General features: G+C 71.1%; 21 protein-coding genes and 1 pseudogene. 9 read left to right on the top strand and 13 right to left on the bottom strand.

The genetic code is table 11. The features are described 5' to 3' along the window. Positions 1 to 53 precede the first annotated feature (53 nt). Complete coding sequence (locus YWW_RS36700; RefSeq protein WP_169732272.1) at positions 54 to 197, bottom strand: GPGG-motif small membrane protein; 144 nt, start codon at positions 195 to 197, stop codon at positions 54 to 56. Positions 198 to 465: 268 nt separating this feature from the next. On the opposite strand from YWW_RS36700, the gene YWW_RS0119295 reads away from it, so the two are divergent. The 5 genes from YWW_RS0119295 to YWW_RS0119275 all read left to right on the top strand — a co-directional run bounded on the left by YWW_RS0119295 (position 466) and on the right by YWW_RS0119275 (position 5,888). Continuing rightward, entirely contained in the window at positions 466 to 2,088 is a 1,623-nt protein-coding gene (locus YWW_RS0119295) for a DNA polymerase (RefSeq protein ID WP_155830274.1), read from the top strand. Between the two features lie 139 nt (positions 2,089 to 2,227). After that, a complete protein-coding gene (locus tag YWW_RS0119290; RefSeq protein WP_026931395.1) occupies positions 2,228 to 3,151 on the top strand; it encodes an ABC transporter ATP-binding protein in 924 nt (307 codons plus the stop codon). Continuing rightward, complete coding sequence (locus YWW_RS31595) at positions 3,151 to 3,990, top strand: ABC transporter permease subunit (RefSeq protein WP_051326045.1); 840 nt, start codon at positions 3,151 to 3,153, stop codon at positions 3,988 to 3,990. Before YWW_RS0119290 ends, YWW_RS31595 begins: the two co-directional genes overlap by 1 nt. 10 nt (positions 3,991 to 4,000) lie before the next feature. Continuing rightward, positions 4,001 to 5,323, top strand: coding sequence for a sensor histidine kinase (locus YWW_RS31590; protein WP_155830273.1), 1,323 nt, complete (start codon positions 4,001 to 4,003; stop codon positions 5,321 to 5,323). Continuing rightward, the gene (locus YWW_RS0119275; RefSeq protein WP_026931394.1) at positions 5,211 to 5,888 is read left to right on the top strand and encodes a response regulator; all 678 of its coding nucleotides are present in this window, start codon (positions 5,211 to 5,213) and stop codon (positions 5,886 to 5,888) included. The genes YWW_RS31590 and YWW_RS0119275 overlap by 113 nt, the downstream gene beginning before the upstream one ends. 3 nt (positions 5,889 to 5,891) lie before the next feature. On the opposite strand, the gene YWW_RS0119270 is transcribed toward YWW_RS0119275, so the two are convergent. Together YWW_RS0119270 and YWW_RS38035 are read right to left on the bottom strand one after the other, a co-directional pair. Next, positions 5,892 to 6,656 carry a class I SAM-dependent methyltransferase gene (locus tag YWW_RS0119270; protein WP_026931393.1) on the bottom strand — a complete coding sequence of 255 codons (765 nt, stop codon included), beginning with the start codon at positions 6,654 to 6,656 and terminating at the stop codon, positions 5,892 to 5,894. Between the two features lie 37 nt (positions 6,657 to 6,693). Next, positions 6,694 to 7,218, bottom strand: a pseudogene (locus YWW_RS38035) (GNAT family N-acetyltransferase); the annotation flags it as partial. Positions 7,219 to 7,323: 105 nt separating this feature from the next. Here YWW_RS38035 and YWW_RS0119260 point away from each other — a divergent pair. Continuing rightward, entirely contained in the window at positions 7,324 to 7,980 is a 657-nt protein-coding gene (locus YWW_RS0119260; protein ID WP_035704724.1) for an HAD-IA family hydrolase, read from the top strand. On the opposite strand, the gene YWW_RS31585 is transcribed toward YWW_RS0119260, so the two are convergent. From YWW_RS31585 to YWW_RS0119240, 4 genes are all read right to left on the bottom strand, one after another. Beyond that, positions 7,977 to 8,552 (bottom strand): SWIM zinc finger family protein, encoded by a 576-nt coding sequence (locus YWW_RS31585; protein ID WP_051326043.1) that lies wholly within the window; start codon positions 8,550 to 8,552, stop codon positions 7,977 to 7,979. The two genes, YWW_RS0119260 and YWW_RS31585, sit on opposite strands and share 4 nt — an antisense overlap. Continuing rightward, entirely contained in the window at positions 8,549 to 10,456 is a 1,908-nt protein-coding gene (locus tag YWW_RS31580; RefSeq protein ID WP_051326042.1) for a DEAD/DEAH box helicase, read from the bottom strand. Before YWW_RS31580 ends, YWW_RS31585 begins: the two co-directional genes overlap by 4 nt. A gap of 243 nt (positions 10,457 to 10,699) precedes the next feature. Continuing rightward, complete coding sequence (locus YWW_RS31575; protein WP_051326041.1) at positions 10,700 to 12,235, bottom strand: RICIN domain-containing protein; 1,536 nt, start codon at positions 12,233 to 12,235, stop codon at positions 10,700 to 10,702. Between the two features lie 138 nt (positions 12,236 to 12,373). Beyond that, complete coding sequence (locus YWW_RS0119240) at positions 12,374 to 12,802, bottom strand: hypothetical protein (RefSeq protein WP_026931391.1); 429 nt, start codon at positions 12,800 to 12,802, stop codon at positions 12,374 to 12,376. A gap of 261 nt (positions 12,803 to 13,063) precedes the next feature. On the opposite strand from YWW_RS0119240, the gene YWW_RS0119235 reads away from it, so the two are divergent. Together YWW_RS0119235 and YWW_RS0119230 are read left to right on the top strand one after the other, a co-directional pair. Next, the gene (locus tag YWW_RS0119235; RefSeq protein ID WP_026931390.1) at positions 13,064 to 13,981 is read left to right on the top strand and encodes a sugar kinase; all 918 of its coding nucleotides are present in this window, start codon (positions 13,064 to 13,066) and stop codon (positions 13,979 to 13,981) included. Further along, positions 13,978 to 14,571, top strand: a complete 594-nt coding sequence (locus YWW_RS0119230) for a bifunctional 4-hydroxy-2-oxoglutarate aldolase/2-dehydro-3-deoxy-phosphogluconate aldolase (RefSeq protein WP_026931389.1) — start codon at positions 13,978 to 13,980, stop codon at positions 14,569 to 14,571. The genes YWW_RS0119235 and YWW_RS0119230 overlap by 4 nt, the downstream gene beginning before the upstream one ends. A 4-nt stretch (positions 14,572 to 14,575) precedes the next feature. On the opposite strand, the gene YWW_RS0119225 is transcribed toward YWW_RS0119230, so the two are convergent. The 6 genes from YWW_RS0119225 to YWW_RS0119200 form a co-directional block, all read right to left on the bottom strand. Continuing rightward, a complete protein-coding gene (locus YWW_RS0119225) occupies positions 14,576 to 15,091 on the bottom strand; it encodes an adenine phosphoribosyltransferase (protein WP_051326040.1) in 516 nt (171 codons plus the stop codon). A 78-nt stretch (positions 15,092 to 15,169) separates the two neighbouring features. Further along, positions 15,170 to 15,556 (bottom strand): DUF4234 domain-containing protein, encoded by a 387-nt coding sequence (locus YWW_RS31570; protein ID WP_051326039.1) that lies wholly within the window; start codon positions 15,554 to 15,556, stop codon positions 15,170 to 15,172. Positions 15,557 to 15,713: 157 nt separating this feature from the next. Further along, the gene (locus YWW_RS31565; RefSeq protein ID WP_081687587.1) at positions 15,714 to 16,589 is read right to left on the bottom strand and encodes a carbohydrate ABC transporter permease; all 876 of its coding nucleotides are present in this window, start codon (positions 16,587 to 16,589) and stop codon (positions 15,714 to 15,716) included. Positions 16,590 to 16,594: 5 nt separating this feature from the next. Further along, complete coding sequence (locus YWW_RS0119210; RefSeq protein WP_026931387.1) at positions 16,595 to 17,560, bottom strand: carbohydrate ABC transporter permease; 966 nt, start codon at positions 17,558 to 17,560, stop codon at positions 16,595 to 16,597. 9 nt (positions 17,561 to 17,569) lie between these two features. After that, positions 17,570 to 18,865: an ABC transporter substrate-binding protein gene (locus YWW_RS0119205; protein WP_051326038.1), complete on the bottom strand. Its 1,296-nt coding sequence runs from the start codon at positions 18,863 to 18,865 to the stop codon at positions 17,570 to 17,572. A 317-nt stretch (positions 18,866 to 19,182) separates the two neighbouring features. After that, positions 19,183 to 20,388: an ROK family transcriptional regulator gene (locus tag YWW_RS0119200; protein ID WP_035700828.1), complete on the bottom strand. Its 1,206-nt coding sequence runs from the start codon at positions 20,386 to 20,388 to the stop codon at positions 19,183 to 19,185. Between the two features lie 123 nt (positions 20,389 to 20,511). On the opposite strand from YWW_RS0119200, the gene YWW_RS0119195 reads away from it, so the two are divergent. Continuing rightward, entirely contained in the window at positions 20,512 to 21,522 is a 1,011-nt protein-coding gene (locus YWW_RS0119195; RefSeq protein ID WP_081687586.1) for an aldo/keto reductase, read from the top strand. Positions 21,523 to 21,531: the final 9 nt, after the last annotated feature.

Raw genomic sequence — 21,531 nt, 5'->3', positions numbered from 1 at the left:
CGAGCGCTCCGGTCTCAGGGAGAGGCCGGAGGGCGGGCGGCGGCCAGGTCCGGTCATGTGAAGAGGCTGACGCCGCCCGGTCCCACGAGCAGCCCCACGATGATGAACAGAATGCCCATCAGCACTCGGCCGCGGAAGATCACGTACACGCCGTAGGCGACCAGGATGACCGCCAGTATCCACAAAATGAACTCCATGCCGGACGGTTACCCCTGAGCGCCCGAAGTATGTACGTCCAGATCAAGATGGTGGTCTCCGGTTCGGGCCGAGAACGCCGTTCCGGCAGGATGGCCGAGCGGAAATGAGATGTTTTCGCTGTTCAGACGACTATCGTGGACAGAGCTCGGTGATGATCGCCACGCGTGGGCGCCTGCCGCGGACCGTCCCACATTGTCGGACGCCCGTGCTTCGCTGGAAGGCATGACGGTCGCGATAGTGCCTGGTCGAGGCGCCGAGGGGTGGACGATGCCACTGCCCGGCGGCCCCGTGGCGCATCACGAGGACCTCGCCGCGGCCGTGGCCGTGATCGAGGCCGAGCGCTCGCCGCGCTGGGTCCTGAGCGACACGGCGCGGGGGTACCCACCGTTGTTGGAGGCCGGAGCGCGGTTGGGCCGGTGCCGTGACCTGCGGTTGTCGGAGCGGATCCTCTCGCGCGCCGAGGGGCGCGAGCCTCCCGTCCACGTCGTCGAGACCGATCCGGACGCAGGCACGCTGTTCGAACGCGAGCCCGAACCGGTCGACGGCCCCGCGCTGCTGACGCAGCTCCAGGCCACGTGGCTCGATCAGCAGCGGCGCCTGCATGCGCTCGGCATCGACGGGCTGGGGATGCTGCTCGCCGCCGAGTCCGCCGGGGGGCTGGTCGCCGCCGAGATGAGCCGGACGGGGGTCCCGTTCGACGTCGAGGTGCACGACGAGCTGCTGCGCGAGCTGCTGGGGCCGCGCCCGACGAAGGGGATGCGCCCGCGCAAGGTGCAGGCGCTCGCCGACCGGGTGGCCGAGGCCTTCGGGCACCAGCTCAATCCCGATTCGACCAAGCAGGTCCTCGCCGCGTTCCACGCGGCGGGCGTGGATGTGAAGACCACGCACCACTGGGAGCTGGCCTCCGTCGATCACCCGGCCGTCGAGGCGCTGAAGGTCTACCGCGAGCACGCCAGAGTATGGACGGCATTCGGCTGGAGCTGGGCCGACAAATGGATCAGTGTTCACTCGAGTTCGGGTGGTGGCGGGCCGGCGGGCGGGCGGGTCAGTGTTCACTCGAGTTCGGGCGGTGGCGGGCCGGTCGATGCCCGTTTCGAGGCGGCCGGGGCGCGGTTCCGGCCGGTGTACACCGTCGGCGGGGCCGACACCGGCCGCTGGGCGACGGACGGCGGCGGCGCGCTCCAACTCCCCCAAGCCGTGCGCGCGGCCATCCGGGCCGAACCGGGCTGGAAGCTGGTGGCCGCCGACGCCGCGCAGCTGGAGCCGCGGCTGCTCGCGGCCATCAGCGGTGACGCGGCGATGATCGCCGCCACGGCCGCCGACGACCTCTACACCGAGCTCGCCCCCGATCTGGGCGGCGAGCGCGCCAAGGCCAAGATCGCGCTCATCTCGGCGATGTACGGCGGCACCGCCGGAGACGCGGCCGCCCTGGTGGCGCTCATGCGCGAACGGTTCCCCGCGGCGGCCGAGTGCGTCGAGCGCGCCGCCCGCACCGGCGAGAAGGGCGGGATCGTCCGCACCTGGCTCGGCCGGACCGTTCCCGCACCGAGCGCGAAATGGTGGTCCGAGCTCAACTCGGACAAGGGCATCCGGGCCGCGACCAGGCGCGGCCGGTTCACCCGCAACTTCATCGTGCAGGGCACGGCCGCCGAATGGGCGCTGGTGCTGCTGGCGCTGCTGCGGCGGCGGCTCCACGAGGACGGCCTCGGCGAGCTGGTGTTCTACCTCCACGACGAGTTCATGGTGCACTGCCCGGCCGCGCACGCCCCGGCGGTGTGCGAGGCGATCGAGACGGCCGCCGCCGGGGCCACACGGACGCTGTTCGGCGACATGCCGGTGCGGATCCCGCTGCGTCCCAAGATCATCGACAGCTACGCCGAAGCCAAGTGAGGACCGGAGCGCTTCACACGGCCTGCGATCGGCCGTAATGCCGAGGACGGCGGTCGTAGTACCGGGGTACCAAGGCGGCGGGGCAAGTTCAGGCCCGAGCCCGATGGGCCGGGTCCCTTGCGGCCGTAGCGTCGGGGGCATGATCGAAATCGAGCACCTCACCAAGCGCTACGGCAAGAAGACCGCCGTGGACGATCTCAGCTTCACCGTGAAACCCGGCGTCGTGACCGGCTTCCTCGGCCCCAACGGTGCGGGCAAGTCCACCACGATGCGCGCCATCGTCGGGCTCGACGCCCCCACGGCGGGCACCGTCCGGGTCAACGGCAGGCGCTACAACCAGTTCCGCTCGCCGATGACCGAGGTCGGCGCGCTGCTGGAGGCCAAGTCCGTGCACGCCGGGCGCAGCGCCTACAAGCACCTGCTCGCGCTGGCCCACACGCACTCGATCCCGAAGCGGCGCGTCCGGGAGGTCATCGACACGGTCGGCCTGTCCGACGTCGCCGGCAAGCGCGTCGGAGGCTTCAGCCTCGGCATGGGCCAGCGCCTCGGCATCGCCGTCGCCCTGCTCGGCGACCCGGCCGTGCTCATCCTCGACGAGCCGGTCAACGGCCTCGACCCCGACGGCGTCCGCTGGATCCGCCAACTGCTCAAGAGCCTGGCGGCCGAGGGCCGGACGGTGTTCCTGTCCTCGCACCTGATGAGCGAGCTGTCCCAGACCGCCGACCACCTCGTCGTCATCGGCCAGGGCAAGCTCTTGGCCGACACCACCGTCGACGACTTCGTCAACGGGCGCTCCGGCGAGAAGGTCAAGGTCGTCTCCCCGGACGCGGCGGCGCTCGCCGAGCGCCTCCAGGGGCCGGGCATCGCCATCTCCAGCCCGAAGACGGGGGTCCTGGAGATCCAGGGCACCGAGGCCGCGGTCGTGGGCACCACCGCGGCGGCGCACGGGCTCGTGCTGCACGAGCTGAGCATCCAGCGCGCCTCGCTCGAGGACGTGTTCATGGAGCTCACCGCCGACGTCGTCGAGTACCAGCAGACCAGGAAGGAAGGGGTGGCGGCGTAATGACCACCACGATGCTCGCAGAGACCCCGGCGACCTACTCGCCGCCCAAGCAGTTCCGACTGAGCGGGCTCGGCCTGCTCCGCTCGGAGTGGACCAAGTTCTGGTCCCTGCGCTCCAGCTGGATCGTCATGGTCTGCGCCGCCGCGTTCGGGGCCGGGATCGGCATCGCCCTCGCCTTCGACTACGCCGCCGACGCGGACACCGGGGGCGAGGCCGCGGAGGCCCAGATGGGGTTGAGCGCCCTGGACGTCATGTTCGGCTTCGGCATGAGCGCGGTGTTCATCGCCGTACTGGGGGTCCTGTTCATCAGCGGCGAGTACACGACCGGCTCGATCCGCTCCACCATGTCCGCCGCGCCGAAGCGGACGGGCGTGCTGTGGGCCAAGACGGCCGTGTTCGGCACGATCGTCCTCGCGGTCTACGCCGCGCTGCTGCTCGCCACCTTCTTCGTGACGCAGCTGATCATGGCCGACACCCCGGCCGGCGGCGTCGGCCTGGGCGACACCGGCGTGTTCAGGGTGCTGTCCGGCTATGTGGTCACGACCGTCTACCTGGGCCTGCTCGGGCTCGCGCTCGGCGCGATCCTGCGCAACTCGGCCGGCTCCATCAGCTTCTACATCGGCGCGATCATGGTGCTGCCGATGCTCATGGTGCAGCTGCCGTGGCAGTGGGTGCGCGACATCGCCCCGTACACGCCGGGCAACGTGCCCAACACGCTGACGATGCCCGACACGGCGGGCGCCCAGCTCTCGCTCGGTCAGTCGTGGGCCTGGATGGGCGTGTGGATGGTCGTCTCCTTCGGTCTCGCGGCCGTGCTCCTCAAGCGCCGGGACGTGTGAGAATGCCCTCGTGGCGCAAACCGTGACCGTCCCGAGGAAACCGGGGCTGTGGCAGCGGATGTCGGAGTTCGACTCCCGGCATCCGCTGCTGTGGAATCTGATGCCGATTCCCGTGTACCTCCTGTTCGTACTGGCGGGGGCGATCCTGAGCGCCGAGCCGCAGCGGTACCCGGGGCTGCAGCTGATCCTCGTCGCGGCGTTCGTGGTGCCGCTGATCTGGCGGCGGCGGTACCCGTTCGCGGTGCTGCTGAGCCAGTTGGTGCCGACGACGGCGGGGATCGCCTTCAACCTCACCGGTTTCGGCGCCTCGCTCCTCGATTCCACGGCCGGGATCGCGTTCACGCTGGCGCTGTACAACGTGGTGCTGCGGCGGCGACTGGTGCTGGTGTGGTGGGCCGCGCTGATGGCGGTCTCGACGGCGGTCGCGGACTTCGCGGCGAACTCCAGGACCCACTCGGTGTGGGACTTCCTGTCGTACATCGTCGAGACGGCGTTCGTCTTCGGTTTCATCCTCACGGTGGCGATGCTGGTGCGGACCCGCCGGAACTACCAGGACTCGGTGCGACACAGCACGGCTCGGGAGGCGGTCCAGGAGGAGCGGGCGCGGATCGCGCGGGAGATGCACGACATCATCGGCCACAACCTGGCGGTGATCAACGCCCTGGCCGACGGCGGCGCGTACGCGGCCGCGGCCGCGCCGGAGCGGGCGAAGGAGGCGCTGACGGCGATCGGGGCGACGAGCCGGCAGGCGCTCAGCGAGCTGCGCCGGGTGCTGTCGGTCCTCCAGGCCGAGGACGGCGAGGACGGGGCCGAGCTGGCGCCGCAGCCGGGCATGGCGGATCTGGGGCCGCTGGTGGAGCGGGTGCGCGACGCCGGCCTGCCGGTGACGTTCAAGATCACCGGCAGGCCCGTCGAGCTGTCGGAGAACCAGCAGTTGGCGGTCTACCGGACCGTCCAGGAGGCGCTGACCAACGTGCTCAAGCACACCACCGGGCCGCGGCGGGCGCAGGTGACGCTCGACTACCGCGACGACGGGCTCGGCGTCGCGATCGCCAACACCGGGCCGATCGTGGAGGAGGCGGGGGTGCCGCGGGGCCTGCTGGGGCTGCGCGAGCGGGCCGCGGCCTTCGGCGGCACGATGGAAGCCGGGCCGCAGCCGACGGGGGGTTGGCGAGTGGCCCTGTGGCTGCCCGGAGACGCCGCCGGGTTAAGGTCGGCGGGTGACGACACTGCTCATCGTCGACGACCACGCCCTCCAGCGGATGGGCTTTCGCATGCTGGTGGAGAGCCAGCCGGATCTGACGGTCCTCGGCGAGGCCGACAACGGCGCTGACGCGGTCCGCAGGGCCGCCGATCTCGCGCCCGACGTGGTGCTCATGGACGTGCGCATGCCCGGGATGGACGGGATCGAGGCGACCAGGAGGATCATCGCCTCGGGCGGACGCAGCCGGGTGCTGGTGCTGACCACCTTCGACCTCGACGAGTACGCCTATGCGGCGCTGCGGGCCGGGGCGAGCGGCTTCCTGGTCAAGGACGCGCAGCCAGAGGACCTGCTCTCGGGCATCCGGGTGGTGGCCGCGGGGGACGCGGTGGTGGCGCCGAAGCTGACCCGCAGGCTGCTCGACCGCTTCGCCGACCAGTTCCCCGTCGAAGGCGAGACCGAGAACGGGCAGTCCGCGGAGCGGCTCGAGATGCTGACCGAACGCGAGCGCGAGGTGCTCACCGCGATCGGCCGGGGCTGGAACAACACGGAGATCGCCGAACGCTTCCACCTGGCCGAGTCGACGGTGAAGACGCACGTGGGCCGCATCCTCGCGAAGGTCGGCGCGCGCGACCGGGTCCAGGCGGTCATCTTCGCCTACAACACGGGGCTGGTCAGCCCCGACAACCACGGCTGAGGTTCACCGCCTGGCGAGGACCAGCAGGTCGCATTCGGCTTCGACCGGCGTCGGCTCGGTCTCGGCCGCCGCGTCGGCCTCCAGGGCGGCCATGCCCTCCTCGTACTCCTCGTCGGTGAGGTGCTCGTAGACCGACAAGGCCCGCATGCGCTGGCGTTCGGCGTACTCGGCGAGCGTGTCGGAGGAGCGGTGGTGCACCTCGACCAGCGCGGCCTCGTCGAAGCCGACCTCGGCGAAGAGCTCGGCGGTCTCGGCGCGGCTGGGAAACAGGGCGGTGTCGATCTCCTTGGTGCGCGGGAAGTACCGGTAGATCAGCAGGTCTTTGAGCCGGTCCGACAGTGTGGTGGCGATGAGCAGGCGGGCGCCGGGCCGGAGGGCGCGCGCGAGTTCGGCCGCGGCGGCCGCTTTATCGGGCACGTGGTGCCACACGAGGAACATGAGCGCCAGGTCGGCCGAGGCGTCGGGCACCGGGAGCTCGGCGGCCGAGCCGGGCAGGTACGTGACGTCCGGGTGGGCGGCCTCGGCCTGGGCGATCTCCCTCATCCGCTCGGAGGGCTCGACGCCGGTCACATCGGCGGCGAAGCCGTCGGCCAGCACCGGCGTGAAGCGCCCGGTGCCCGATCCGACGTCGAGGACGGTCCGGACCGGGCCGGTTCCGGCGTGTTCGCGGAAGGCGCGGAGCCAGTTGGCGCGGCTGAGCGGCAGCAGGGCGCGGCCCTTGGCGTAGCCGGCGTGCTGGGTCAGGTCGTAATCGACTCGCTTGAGCATTCGGGAGTGCCTCCTCTTCCGCGGCGGTGACCGGCGTGGTGGGGGTCCAGAATCGGAGTTTCCTGCCCCGCTGGTCTTCGAAGACGCCGCCGTTGTGCTCGATGACCTTGCGGGAGGCGACGTTGTCGAAGTCGCAGGTGATGAGGGCCTTGTCGATGCCGAGCGCGGCGGCGCGCGGCAGGGCGGCGGCGAGCATGGCGGTGGCGTGGCCCCGGCGGCGGGCGCTGGGGCGGATGTCGTAGCCGATGTGGCCGCCGACGTCGCGCAGATGGTCGTTGAGGCGGTGCCGGATCGAGATGCGGCCGAGGTAGGTGTCGCCGTCGGCCCACCACAGCATGGTCATGGGGACGAAGTTCGCGGGCGGGCGGGTCTCCCAGCGGCGCTCGTCGGCGAGGTAGGCGGGCACCCAGTCCGTCCGTCCGGCGGGGAGGACGTATTCGCGGATCATCTGGCCGAGGAGGGTGCGGTCGTCGGGGGTGCCGCGGCCTTCGGCGATGAATTCGTCGACGGCCTCGGCGAAGGAGGCGGCGAGGCGTTCGGTCGGTGCGATGAGTCCGGGCATGGTTCCGAACCTAGGGGAAGTGCGCGTCGGCTACAAGCGGAATTGCGTCAGGCGCCGTTCATTTCGGCTTGGTACCGTGGCGGACCGGAAGATTGGGAGTCGCTCATGGATGCTGTGGTGTTGCCCGCAGAGGTGCTGCTGTTCGACATGGACGGGACGCTGGTCGATTCCAGCGTGGCGGTCGAGGGCGCCTGGCGGCGGTTCGCCGCCCGGACCGGCCTGGACGCCGAGGCGATCCTGGCGGTGGCGCACGGACGCCCCACCGTCGAGGTCATCGCCGAGTTCGCGCCGCCGGGCATGGACGTGGCCGCCGAGACGGCGCGGATCGAGGCCGAGGAGATCGACCGGACCGAGGGCATCGTCGAGATCGCCGGGGCCGCGGCGCTGCTGGAGTCGCTGGACCCCGACCGGTGGGCGGTGGTGACCTCGGCGACCGCGGAACTGGCGCGGCGGCGCCTGACCACGGCCGGACTGCCGCAGCCGAAGGTGCTGGTCTCGGCCGACGACATCACGAACGGCAAGCCGGACCCGGAGGGCTACCGGATGGCCGCCGAGGCGCTCGGCGCCGCCCCGGGCGACGCGGTGGTCTTCGAGGACGCCGAGGCCGGGCTCCTGGCGGGCCGGGCCAGCGGCGCGGCGACGGTGGTGGTCGGCGGCTACGACGGACCGGCGGCCGAGGGCCTGCCGCGGGTGAAGGACCTGCGGCGCGTCCGGGTGGCTGCCGCCGACTCCGGCCTCGATGTGGCGTTGCCGAACGGCTAGGCGACGGGCTGGGCGGCGTCCATGCTGGCGACGCGGGCGGCCCGCAGCCTCCCGGCGAGGTCCCTGGTCGGGCCGCCGCGCAGCAGCAGCACCAGCCACGGGTCGTCGTCCATCCTCGCGGCGCTCACCAGCGACACGGCCATGATGTGGGCGCACACCTCGCGGTCGTCGGCGCAGTCGCACGAGGTGGTGATCCGGTTGTACGGCTCGGCCACGTACTTCTTGGGCAGCAGCCGCATGCCCGCGCCGGCCAGGACGTCGTCGATGCGCTTGGGCAGCCGCCCGGCGAGCAGGGCCGCCACGCACGAGGGCGACAGCGACAGCGCCGTCATGCCCTCGGTCCACGTCGAGGCGTCGTAGACGGGGATGCGGACGGCGGCCTCGAAGGTGCCGTTGGTGTCGGCCACGCGGCCCGAGACGACGCCGGGCTCGATGCTCAGGCCCTCGACGGCGCCGTGCCCGGCGAGGGCGCGGCCCTTGACGATGCGCTGGTCGGGGTAGTTCAGGCCGATGGTCTCCAGGGCCCGCCACCATTTGCGGCCCCACCAGGTCTTGCCGTACGGATCGCTCACGCGTGGACTCCGTCCTCGTCGAGTTCGATGAGCTTGCGCAGCTGGGAGTCGTCGAGTTCGCCGAGCCAGTCCTCGCCCGAGCCGACGACGGCCTCGGCGATCGCCCGTTTGCGGGCGAGCAGCTCGTCGACGCGCTCCTCGAGGGTGCCGGCGGTGACGAGCTTGTGGACGTGCACGGTCTGCGTCTGCCCGATGCGGTGGGCCCGGTCGGTGGCCTGGTCCTCGACGGCCGGGTTCCACCACCGGTCGTAGTGGACGACGTGGGAGGCGCCGGTCAGGTTGAGGCCGGTGCCGCCGGCGCGCAGCGAGATGAGCAGGATCGCCGGGCCTTCGGCGGTCTGGAACTCGTCGACGAGCTTGTCGCGGGCGCCCTGGTCGAGGCCGCCGTGCAGGAACGGGGCCTCGACGCCGAGCTCGGCGGCCAGGTGGCTGGAGAGCAGCTCGCCCATCTGCCGGTACTGGGTGAACACGAGCGCCTTGGCGCCCTCGTCGACGACTTCGGTGAGCATCTCGGTGACGCGGTCGAGTTTGCCGGAGCGTTCGGCGAGGGAGCCGCCGTCGCCGTTGCCGACGGCCTGCGCGGGGTGGTTGCAGACCTGCTTGAGGCGGGTCAGGAGCTTCAGGACCCGCCCGCGGCGGGTGATGCCGTCGCCCAGGCCCTCGTCGAAGGCCTCCCGGATCGCCTCCTTGTAGAGGCCGGCCTGCTCGTCGGTCATGGTGCAGGCGACGGTGGACTCGATCTTCGGCGGCAGGTCGGCGGCGACCTCCTCCTTCAGGCGGCGCAGGACGACCGGGTCGATGCGGGCGCGCAGCAGCGCGGCGCTGGCGGGGTCGCGGCCGATCTCGATGGGGTCGGCGAAGCGGCGCTTGAAGTCGGCCTGGCCGCCGAGGAGGCCGGGGTTGACGAACTCGGAGATCGACCACAGCTCGGCGAGGTGGTTCTCCACGGGTGTGCCGGTGAGGGCGACGCGGACGCGGCCGGTGAGATCGCGGACGGCCCCGGCGGTGCGGGAGCGGTGGTTCTTGATGGCCTGGGCCTCGTCGATGACGATGGTGTCGAAGGAGATGGAGCGCAGGAGCTTGATGTCGCGCAGCGCGATCGAGTAGGAGGTGACGACGACGTCGGCGTCGAGCAGCGGCGCGGCGCTCTTGGCGCGCTGCGGCCCGTGGTGGAGGTGGACGCTCAGCTGCGGGGCGAAGCGGGCGATCTCGCGCTGCCAGTTGCCGACCAGGGAGGTGGGGCACACGACCAGGTGAGGGGCGTGGCCGGCGCGGCGCACGAGCAGTCCGATGGACTGGAGGGTCTTGCCGAGGCCCATGTCGTCGGCGAGGATGACGCCGGCGCCGCCTTCGGCGGCGGCCTCGAGCCAGGCGATGCCGTGGGCCTGGTAGCGGCGCAGGTCGGCGTTGACGCGGACGTCGCCGGGGTCGGCGTGCTGGGCGGTGATGAGCCGGAGGTTGAGCCCGGAGTCGGAGCGCAGCAGCTCGGTGTGGGACTCGACGAAGGCGCTGACGGCGGCCGCGGCGGTCCACACGTGGCCCTCGGAGTGGGGGGCGGCGTGGCCTTCGGCGGGCAGTTCGGCGGCGACGCGGTCGAGGTCGTCGAACTTGTCGTCGTCGACGGCGGCCGCGATGCGCGCCCAGGCGGCGACGGAGGCGGTGATGTCGGGGCGCGAGGCGATGCGGGTGAGCGCGGCCAGGATGGGCCGGACCGGGAGGGCCACGCCGTCGACCTCGCGCAGTTCGCCGTCGAGGTAGAGCTGGGCGGTGACGTGGTCGCCGGGGGGCAGGCCGAGTTCGGCGACGGCGGCCACCGGGTGCGCGCCGCCGTAGAGCAGCAGCCGACCGTCCGCGGGTGAGGCGTGGTCGGGGATGAAGGTGGCGTGCAGTTCGCTGGGTGGCAACGAGGCTCCTACGGGTTCGCGGCAGACGAGCCATTTTGCCACAGGTCGGGTCCCTATCCCAAACGCTCGAGGGGCGTATGAGCAGTTATGGGGGCTTCATCACGGAAGCTGGACAGGGGCGCTCGGGAGGTGTCCGACGGCCGCGGAGGGCCCCGGACCGGGGCCCGGGGACGGCCCGGTCCGCGGCCCGCAGACCCGCCAAGGTCGTCTGCGGGCCGCGGGCCGGGCCTGGCCGCACGGCCGTCAGGTGACGGCGGTGAGGGTCCACTGCTGCTCGGCGCCGCCGGAGGGCAGGTCCTGGCTGACGCGCGCGCCCGGTTCGGTCGCGCCCTCCCAGACGGTCAGCGACAGCGCGGAGAAGCGGTTGAGCAGGGTGATCGCCCCGCCGTCGGTCTGCTCTATCCGCCACTGCTGGTTGACGCCGTTGAGGTCGTCCCACTGGGCGATGACGGCGCCGGGCTGGGCGTTCCACTCCCAGATGTCGAGCACGCGGCCCGAATGCCGGTTCTCGAGGCGGTAGAAGCCGTTGTCGGAGTAGACGAAGCGCCACTGCTGGTGGGCGTCGCCGGTGGGCTCCTGCTGCACCAGGGGCGCGCCGCCCTCGGTGGAGGCGCCTTCGATGCCGAGGACCAGTCCGGAGTGGGCGCTGGTGATCTCGTACCAGGTGTCGGGGTCGACCGCCGGGCTCGGCTCACCGCCGCCGGCGGGGCCGGACAGGCTCGGCCAGCCGCGCCTCCACTCGACCCGTTCGATGCCGAAGGCGAAGCCGCCGGCCTGGTCGTAGGAGTGGTAGGCGATGAGGCCGTCGTCGAGGCTCTGGCCGCCGGTGGCGACGTTGGTGCCGTGCTCCTTGAGGATCACGGTGCCGCCGCCGTCGCGCATGTCGACGCCGTCCCGGTCGTAGAACGGGCCGGTCGGGGAGGTGGAGCGGCCCACGGCGATGGAGTACGTCGAGTCGGCTCCGGCGCAGCAGACGCCGAGGGAGACGAACAGGTAGTAGTACCGGCCGTGCTTGACCATCGCCGGGCCTTCGATGCCCTCGCCGCCTTGGCTTGCGAGGTGGACCGGTTCGGCGCCCTCGGCGGGCTTGCCGGAGGGCCAGTCGAGCTCGACGGTGTAGATCCCGGTCCACCAGGAGCCGAAGACCATGTAGTGCTTCGCGTGCCTGCCGTGCCCGGCGACGACGATCTCGGGGTCGATGGCGTTGTACGGGTCGCCGTCGGAGGACTCGAAGACCTGGCCGTGGTCGACCCATTCGTAGTCGGGGTCGGCCGGGTCGAGCGTGGTGTTGGTGGCCAGGCCGATCACCGAGCGCTGGGAGCCGAAGGTGGAGGCGGAGTAGTAGACGTAGTAGGTCTCGGTCCCGCGGTCGAAGTGGACGGCGGGCGCCCACAGGTTGTCGACGCCGGGGACGGCCGCCTCGACCCAGGCGGGCTTGGCGTCGAAGACGGTGCCGACGGTCCGCCACGAGCGGCCCTCGTCGAGCGACTGCCGGATCGGGACGGTGCCGTCCATGAACGGTCCGTGGCCGGTGGCCAGGACGTACCAGGGCTCGCCTTCGCAGCCGGTCACGAGGGCCGGGTCGTGCGAGCCGAGCTCGCCGAGCATGGGGCCGGACGGCGCTTCGGGGCTCTCGCAGTCGGGGTGGTGGCCGCGGTCGGCGAGCGCGGCCGGAGCGGTGAGGAAGAGCGTGCCGGCGACCGCGAGGGCCAGGCCGGCGGCGAGCCGGGAGCGGCGCGGCCGGCGCGCGGCTCTCAGGCGTTCGACGAGGGATTTCATATCACTCCACTGTGGTTGTAGCGGGAGCCGGCAGACCGGGACGGCGGCGCCGAGGGGTGGTGCGGCTTCGAATGTCGGCGGAGGGGCGGAGGTTCGAACGCGTTGAGGTTAACGATAACTTTCAACGTTGTCAATCCGTCAATCGGATCGGTCGACGCCGGCGCACCTGAGCGACAGGTCGACCTCGACCAGGCCCCGGTACAGGTGGTAGGTGTCCTCGAGCTCCTCGGTGTCGCCGGGCTCGGCGTGCTCGACCATCTCCTGGGTCCGGGTGACGAAGGCGTACGCCATCTCGGACAGTTCGGGGTCCTCGATCTCGGAGGCGATCAGGTCGATCTCGTCGACCACCGTGTCGACGTTCTCATGGTCGGCCTCGCCCATGAGCTCCAGCGCCTCCCACGTGTTCCGGCAGTCCTCGGCGTACTGCTCGGCGTTCCGCTCGGTGTTCTCCCCCTCGGGCTCGGTGGGGTCGCCGGGCCCGCCCAGGCACTGCACGAGGATCCACAGCAGCACGAGCGCGCCGATCACCCAGGCGAAGAGCTTGACCAGGGCTGCGCCGGTCATCATCCACCCCGCCCCTCCTCACTGCCCGGCGCGGTCCGCGAGCCCGCCGCACGGGTGGGATCCGAGCGCCGCCGACCGCCCTCGCCGACACCCGCGGCCGCTGGTCCGCGCAGTGCGGCGGCTCGGCTCCGAGTCTAACGCGGATATCGATCGATGAGGATGAGCCGCGGAGCAACGGTCCTTGTACTCTGGGAGCACCCCGCCACAAGGAGTCACAGCGCCGTGGGATCCGCGTGGGCACATTCGAGCCGTGAGGAGTCGCCAATGGAAGTCCTGTGCCTGGGCGAGTCGATGGTCGTCTTCGCCCCCACGGCCGCGGCGCCCCTGCGCCACGCCGCCAACCTGCGGGCCGGCATCGCCGGCGCCGAGTCCAACGTCGCGATCAGCCTGGCGCTGCTCGGCGTCCACGCCGGGTGGCGCGGCAAGGTCGGCGACGACCCCTTCGGACAGCGCGTCCTCGACGTGCTGCGCGCCTCCGACGTCGACTGCGACGGCGCCGAGGTCGACCCCGGCAGGCCCACCGGCGTCTACTTCAAGGACCCGCACCCCGAGGGCACCAAGGTCCACTACTACCGGTCCGGGTCGGCGGCCTCCGCCATGGGGCCCGGGCACCTCGCCGACGTCGAGCCGCCGGCGATCCTCCACGTCTCGGGCATCACGCAGGCGCTCTCGGACAGCTGCGCCGGTCTGATGCGCGAACTCGTCGTCGACCGCGCGCTCGCTCCCGCCACCGTCAGCTTCGACGTCAACTACCGGCCCGCGCTGTGGCCGGTCGAGCGGGCCGCACCGCAGCTGGCGCGCCTGGCCGACGCCGCGGACATCACCTTCGTCGGCCTCGACGAGGCCGAGACGCTCTGGGGCTGCAAGACCGCCGACGACGTCCGCGCCGAACTGCCCACGGTGGACACGCTGGTGGTCAAGGACGGCGGCAACGGCGTCACCTGCTTCGAGGGCTCGGAGCACCACTACTCCCCCGCCGAGCCGGTCGAGATCATCGAACCGGTCGGCGCCGGTGACGCCTTCGCCGCCGGATTCCTCTACGGCCGCCTCAAGGGCGCCTCGCCCGACGGCTGCATGAGGCTGGGCCACCGGCTCGCCGCCGGCGCCCTCCAGACCACCGGCGACCTCGCCGCACCCCCCGGACCGCAGACAGTCAGATCTATCCTGGAGCAGCAGACATGACCCGAATCGACTTCGACGCCCTCTTCGACGGCCAGCGCGTGATGGCCATCCTGCGCGGCCTGCCCCCGGCCGAGACCGTCGCGCTGGCCGAGACCGCCTGGGACGGCGGCGTCGAGCTCGTCGAGGTGCCGATCGGGCAGCCGGGCCAGGAGAAGGCGCTCGCCGCCGCCGTCGAGGCCGGCGCGAAGCGCGGCCACGCCGTGGGGGCCGGCACGGTCGTCTCCGCCGACCACGTGGCCCGCGCCCGCGAGGCGGGGGCGGCCTACACCGTCGCGCCGGGCCTGGACGTGAGCGTGCTCGAGGCCTCGGAGTCCGCCGGGATGCCGCACCTGCCGGGTGTGGCCACGGCGAGCGAGTTGCAGCTGGCGGCGGCGCACGGGCGCCGCTGGGTGAAGGTCTTCCCCGCCGCGGCGCTGGGCCCGGCCTGGTTCAAGGCGATGCGGGGCCCGTTCCCGGACATGCGGTTCGTGGCCACCGGCGGGGTGGCCGTCGACGAGGTCGACGCCTACCTGCGGGCGGGCGCGTCGGTGATCGGGATCGGCTCGGCGCTGGCCGATCCGGCGGCGCTGGCGAAGCTGACGGGGCGGTAGGGGCTCAGAGCTTCCCGAGCAGGGAGACGACCGGGTAGCCGTCGAGGCGGTCCCGTCCGGCGAGCGCGCCGATCTCGAGCAGGGCCGCGCAGGCGGCGACGGTGCCGCCGAGCCCTTCGACGAGCCTGATGCCGGCGGCCATGGACTCGCCGGTGGCGATGACGTCGTCCACCAGGAGGACGCGGTCCTCGGCCGCGACGGCGTCGGCGTGCATCTCGACGCGGACCTCGGCGTACTCGCCGCGGTAGGCCTCGACGGCGGCCGGGCGCGGGAGCTTGCCGGCCTTGCGGATGGGGATCAGCGGCTTCGCGGTGCGGTCTGCCAGCGGGGCGGCCCACAGGAACCCCCGGGCGTCGAAGGCGGCGATGGCGTCGTACGGGTGGGCCGCGCAGGCGGCCTCGAGCCGGTCGATCGAGGCCCGGAACGCCTGCGGGGCGGCCAGGAGCGGCGTGATGTCGCGGAAGCCCACGCCCGGTTCGGGGAAGTCGGACACGATGGGCACGTAGTCGGTCAGATCCACCACGCAAGGGTAACGGGCCCTGGACGCCGGACGCCCCCGCCCGGGAGGCGGGCGGAGGCGTCCGGGCTTCGAGGGGTTCTAGACAGGCATGCCCTGGCGCTGCTTGACCGTCTGGACGACGAGGTTGCGCTGCGACTGGACGTAGCAGGTGTGGGTGCTGGCCACGAAGATCAGGAAGGTGGCCAGGCCGGTGTTGAAGGTGGGCTGGAGGCCGACGGCCTGCTGCTCGGCCTTGACCGAGCCGCAGAACTTGAACCAGTTGATGGCGGGCCAGATGAGCAGGGTGAGCCCGCCGAAGAGCATCGAGAGCACCACGTTGCCGCCGCTGCGGTTGTCGGGGTGGTTGGGGTTGACGGCCTGGACCTCACCGCACGTCTTGAAGGCCCACACGTAGTAGTAGATGCCGAAGGTGATGAGGCTGAGCCCCCACACGCCGAAGGGGCTGCGGGTCTTGATGTCGGGCATTGGAGAACGACTCCTTGTGTTTCAGGATCAGGGTGTACCGACCCCTCCGGCCGCCGGACGGGCGGTCCCGCGGCAGGATGAACTGGGCGTCGGCAATGAGGTCATCACGCTAGCACGGTTGATCGTCTTGTCCGGACCGCCCTTCGGCCGGCGCTCCTCAACCTTTCAGGCCGGTCTGGGCCACGCCCTGCACCAGGAACCGCTGCAGGAACAGGAACACGAAGATCAGCGGCAGGATCGCCACGGCGGCGGCCATGAACAGCTGCGAGATGTTGATCGTCTGGGCGGTCAGGAAGGTCGACAGGGCGACCTGGACCGTCCAGGAGTCGGGCGAGCGGGCGATGACCAGCGGCCACAGGAAGGAGTTCCACGAGGTGACGAAGGTGATCACGGCGATCGCGGCGAGGAAGCTGCTGGAGTTGGGGACCACGATGCGCCAGAACGCGCCCCAGTAGCCGAGTCCGTCCATTCTGGCCGCTTCCTCGAGTTCCCTGGGGAAGCCCAGGAAGAACTGCCGGCACAGGAACGTCAGGAAGCCGTTGAACAGCGTCGGGATGATCAGGCCCCGGAAGTCGGAGATCCAGCCGAGGCTGGAGACCATCACGAAACTGGGCACGAAGGTGACCGCGCTCGGGATCATGAGCGTGGCCAGGACGAGGTAGAACACCTTGTTCGCGTGCCGGTAGGGGATCCTGGCGAGGCCGTATCCGGCCGTGGCGCACAGGAACAGCGTGCCGACGGTGGTCAGCACCGCCACCACCGCGGAGTTCAGCAGGCTCCTGGCCATCGGCACCGCGGGGTCGCTGAACAGCTTCGAGATGTTCTCCCAGGCCGGCGAGGAGGAGAACCACATCCACCCCGGCGCGGTGATCTCGGCGTCGGTGGCCAGCGCGTTGCGCACGATCAGGTAGAACGGGATCAGGAAGATCACCGCGAGCACGCTGAGCACGGCGAAGTTCGCGGCCCTGGCGCCCTTCGAGGCGGCGCCGGGCCGGTATCCGACGGGGTTCTTCCGCTCCTTGAGTGTCACCATCGGACTCACCGTTCCTCCGTCTTGCCGAAGCCGAGTATCTTGCCCTGGGCGAGGGTGACGATCGCGATGATCAGGGCCAGGATGAGCGCCCCGGCCGAGCCGAGGCCGAGGTCCTGCTGCGTGCCCAGGGAGGTGTAGTAGAGGTACACCAGCGGCGGTCTGGCGTAGGCCTGGTTGCCTATGAGGTTGATGAATTCGTCGAAGGCCTGGTAGGCGGCGATGAGGATGAGCATCAGCACGGCCACGGCGCTGAAGCGCAGCTGCGGCAGCGTGATGTGCCAGAACGTCTGCCTGCCGGGTTTGGCGCCGTCGACGTAGGCGGCCTCGTAGAGCTGTTCGGGGATCTGCTGGAGGGCGGCGATGAACAGGATCATGTAGAAGCCGCACTGGATCCACAGGCGCAGCGTGACGATGACCAGCCAGTACCACGGCGGGCTCGGGTCGAACAGCCAGGGGACGTCCTCGAGGCCGAACAGGTCCAGGATGGAGTTCGCCATGCCGTAGCGCACGCCGTTGAAGATCGACATCTTCCACACCAGCGATGCGACCACATAGGAGCATGCGAACGGCAGGAAGAACACCGAGCGGAAGAAGGCGCGCGCCAATCGGACGCGGTTGAGCATGAGCGCCAGGCCGAGCGAGCTGGCGAAGGTGAGCGGGACGACGAACGCCGCGAAGACGGTGAAGGTGACCAGGCTGTCGCGGAAGGCGTCGTCCTGGAACATCCTGACGTAGTTGTCGAAGCCGACGTAGTCCTCGGCCGCGGGCGTCACGGTGTTGCGGGCTTCGAAGAACGAGAGGTACGCGCTCCACAGCACCGGGATGAAGGTGAAGATCATCAGCCCGGCCAGGAACGGCCCGACGAAGTACCAGAACGCGAGTGTCGTCCGCCAGCGGCCCGAGCGGGGGGGCCGGGGGGCGGGGCCCCCGGTTCCCGCTTCGGGCGCGGCGGGCTCTGCTGAGACGGCCACGGTGCGCGCCTATCCGAAGATGCTGTCGAGCTCGGTCTGGATCGTGCCGACGGCGTTGTCGAACTCGGCCTCGGGGTCGTTGCCCTCGAGCACGATGTTGGTCATCATGTCGTCGACCGCGGTCTCCATGGTGGGCGTCCAGTTGGGGTTCTCGGCCCAGCCGTACTCCTCGGAGATGCGGACGGCCTCGGCGGCGGGGCCGTCGGCGAGGGCCTCGGCGCTCTCGCGCATCGACAGGCGCGGCGGGATGTGGAAGCCGTAGGAGAGGCACCAGTCCTGGATGAACTCCTCGTGGTCGATCCACAGCCACTTGGTGAACGCCTTGGCCTCCTCGACGTGGGGCGACTTGGCGTTGACGAAGGTGGACCAGCCGCCGTTGAAGACGGTCGGGGTGCCGCCGCCGAAGCCGGGGAAGGGGATGATGGCGACGTCCTCGCCGTGGGCCTCGATGATCTGGGGCATGGCCCACAGGCCGCACCACTGGATCGCGCACAGTTCCTGGATGATCGAGGTCGGGTCCCAGGCCTCGGTGGGGGCTCCGATGAGGAGCGAACCGGACTCGTGCAGCTCCTTGACCTGGAGGGCGCCGGCGATGACGGCGTCCTTGTCGAAGCCGATCTGGTTGTCCTCGGTCAGGAGCGTCTGCCCAGCCGAGAAGACGATCGGCTGGAACAGCTTGGTGGCCGAGTCGTCGTTGCCGAGGAACAGCCCTTTGACGTCGCCGGTGGTCAGTTCGGCCGAGCCGGCCATGAGGTCCTCGAAGGTGGTCGGCGGCTCGACGCCCTTGGCCTCCAGGAGGGAGGGCCGGTAGTACAGGAACTGCGGGTCGTCGATCATGCGGATGCCGTAGAGCTTGCCGTCGATCGTGTTGCGGGCGAGGTCGCCTTCGGTGAAGTCGTCGAGGACGCCTTCGTAGAGGTCGTCGAGCGCGACGACCTGGCCGCTCTCGACCATGGAGCGGTTGAGGTGGCTTTCGAACACGTCGGGGGCCTCGCCCTCGCCGGCGAGCAGTCCCGAGGAGAGGGCGGTGTCGTAGTCGCCGGGCACCCAGTTGATGGTGACGTTGGCGTCCTCGTAGGCCGCGGCGTACTTCTCGGCGGCCTGCTGCGTGCCGGCCTCGCCGTACTGGTGGTACCACTGCGAGAGGTTGACGCCGTCGCCGTCGCCCCGTCCGGTGTTGGATCCGCAGGCGGCGAGTGCTCCGGCTCCGGCGGTGAGCCCGCCGAGGGCGAGCATTCGGCGGCGGTTCAACGCCGTCGCTGCAAGCGCGTTCTTCGAAAAGCGGGTGTTGCCTGAAGCAACCATGTCGTGCTCCTCGCTACGTCGAGAGGTCGGAAGGGTTTCCGTGCGACCCCGGGTCATGGTCGACGCCGCAGCGGAGAATCAATATTCGTCGATTCCTCATCAGTCTTGCGGGAGTGAACCCCCTTTGTCAATGGGTTGAAGTAAGGGTCTTCAGGAGACGCGCTCCCACCGGGCTCCCAGCAGGCGTCCGAGGCGGGAGACGACGGCACGGGGCGAAGACCGACGGGAGCGTTCGCCCGATCCCGCCCGAGGAGCGGGGCGGGTTTCGGAGCCGCGTCCCTCGGTCGTGGTCTCCGCGCGTGCGCGGAGGCGGGCCTTCAGCGGCGGGCGCGGGCGCCCACGGTGTTGATGCGGTTGAGGTGGCCCTCCAGGGCCAGGGCGGCGGCTCCGAGGCAGACCATGTTGCGCTGCTGGCTGTTCCGCTTCAGTTGCAGCGCCTTGAGAGGCGCTTCCATCGCGTGTTCGGGAAGGCGGCGCTCGAGTTCGGGCATCAGCCCGTCCCCGAGAACGCGCGCGACCCACCCTATGAGAACCACGAGATCGGGGTTGACGAGGTTGACCAGGTTCGCGACGCCCGCCGCCAGTTGCCGCGAGACCGCCTCGACGGTGCGGACCGCGGCGGGATCCCCCGCCTCCCAGGCCGCGGCGAGCGCGGCCATCGCCTCGGACTGCGAGCCGTCGAGGGCGCGCTCGTCCCGCTCGCCCCACTGCCGCAGGATCGCCGGAGCCCCCACATAGGCCTCGACGCATCCCTTGGAGCCGCAGCGGCACTGGGGGCCGTCGGGGTCGAGCGTGGTGTGCCCCCACTCCCCCGCCGAGTTCGTCGCCCCGCGGTAGAGCTTCCCTTCGAAGGCCAGCCCGACGCCGCACCCGGTGCCGAGGTTGACCACGGCCAGGCGGTCGACACCGCGGCCGTCGCCGAACCACAGCTCGCCGACCGTGACCGTCTTGAGGGGGTTGTCCAGGTAGATCGGGACGTCGAGGTCCAACCGCTCGGCCAGCAGGTCCCGGAACGGCACGTCGTGCCAGTTCCAGTTCGGCGCGAAGGTCGAGACGCCGCCGGCCACGTCGACCTGGCCGGGCAGGCTGACGCCGAGCCCGAGCACCTCGCGGTCCCCCAAGCGCTCGCGCACGGCCTCGATGCCGTCGATGAGATGGCCGAGGACCTGCTCGGGGGTGTTCTCGGCGGTGTCCAGGCGCTCGTCCACCCGCCAGAGCACGGAGAGGCCGAGATCGTAGGCCTCGAGCTGCACGTACGTCTCGGCCACGTCCACCCCGATCAGGACGCCGCCGCCGGTGTTGGGCGACAGGAGCGCCCTGGGCCTGCCGCCTCCCGATTCCTCGCGCCCGACCTCGACGACGACCCCGAGCTCGATCAGGTCGGACACCAGGTTCGAGACCGTGGCGACGGACAGCTCGGTCTCGCGGGCGAGGATCTGGCGCGACGTCGGCGTCTCCGCGATGAGATGCCTGAGCACAGAGAAGCAATTGCGAATGCGGATGTCGCGCGAGGTGGATTTCATGATGGAAGCGTACGTCGGCCCGACACCTTTGTAAATGGGTTAGATGAAGCCGGTCACCGGCCTTCGAAGGCGATGCGGCCATCGGGCGGCCCCGCGGGGTCCCATGCCCATTATGCTCGGCGCATGGAAGAGCGGACACTGATCACTCGCACGGCGCCCCGAGCGGGCGAAACCGACGGCGCTCCCGTCGCGGTCGGCGCGGTCGGCTTCGGCGCCTGGCAGATCGGCGCGTCCTGGGGCGAGGTGGGCGAGGGCGACGCGAACGCCGCCCTGGAGACGGCGGTCGAAGCGGGCGTGAGCTTCTTCGACACCGCCGACGTCTACGGCGACGGCCGGTCCGAGCTGCTCGTCGGCGCCCTGCTGCGACGGCACCCGGGCATCACCGTCGCCACCAAGATGGGACGGCGTATGGAGCAGCTGCCCGAGAACTACAGCCCCGAGCACTTCCGGGCCTGGAACGACGCCTCGCGGGCGAATCTCGGCGTCGAGACGCTGGATCTGGTGCAGCTGCACTGCCCGCCCACGCCGGTCTACCACTCCGAGGCGGTCTTCGACGACCTCGACGCGATGGTCGCCGAGGGCCGGATGCGCGCCTACGGGGTCAGTGTCGAGACGTGCGAGCAGGCGCTCGCGGCCATCGGCCGTCCGAACGTGGCGAGCGTCCAGATCATCCTCAACCCGTTCCGGCAGAAGCCGCTCGAAGCGGTGCTGCCCGCCGCCGAGAAGGCCGGGGTCGGCGTCATCGCGCGCGTCCCGCTGGCCTCGGGGCTCCTGTCGGGCAGGTACGACGCCGGGACGCGGTTCGCCGAGGACGACCACCGGAACTTCAACCGGCACGGCGAGGCCTTCGACGTCGGCGAGACCTTCGCCGGCGTCGACTACGAGACCGGCCTGGCGGCCGTGGAGCGGCTGCGGCCGCTGGTGCCCGAGGGCATGACGATGGCGCAGTTCGCGCTGCGGTGGATCCTCGACCAGCGGGGCGTCTCGGTGGTCATCCCCGGCGCCCGCAACGCCGCCCAGGCGAAGGCGAACGCGGCGGCGGCCGGCTTCGCGCCGCTGTCGGAGGAGGTCCACGCCGAGGTGGCCGCGGTCTACGACGAATTCATCCGGCCGCTGGTCCACCACCGCTGGTAGGCGCGGCCG

It is taken from the genome of Glycomyces tenuis DSM 44171 (assembly GCF_000427885.1).
Taxonomy (GTDB): domain Bacteria; phylum Actinomycetota; class Actinomycetes; order Mycobacteriales; family Micromonosporaceae; genus Glycomyces; species Glycomyces tenuis.
This window is presented reverse-complemented; position numbering and strand designations above follow the sequence as displayed.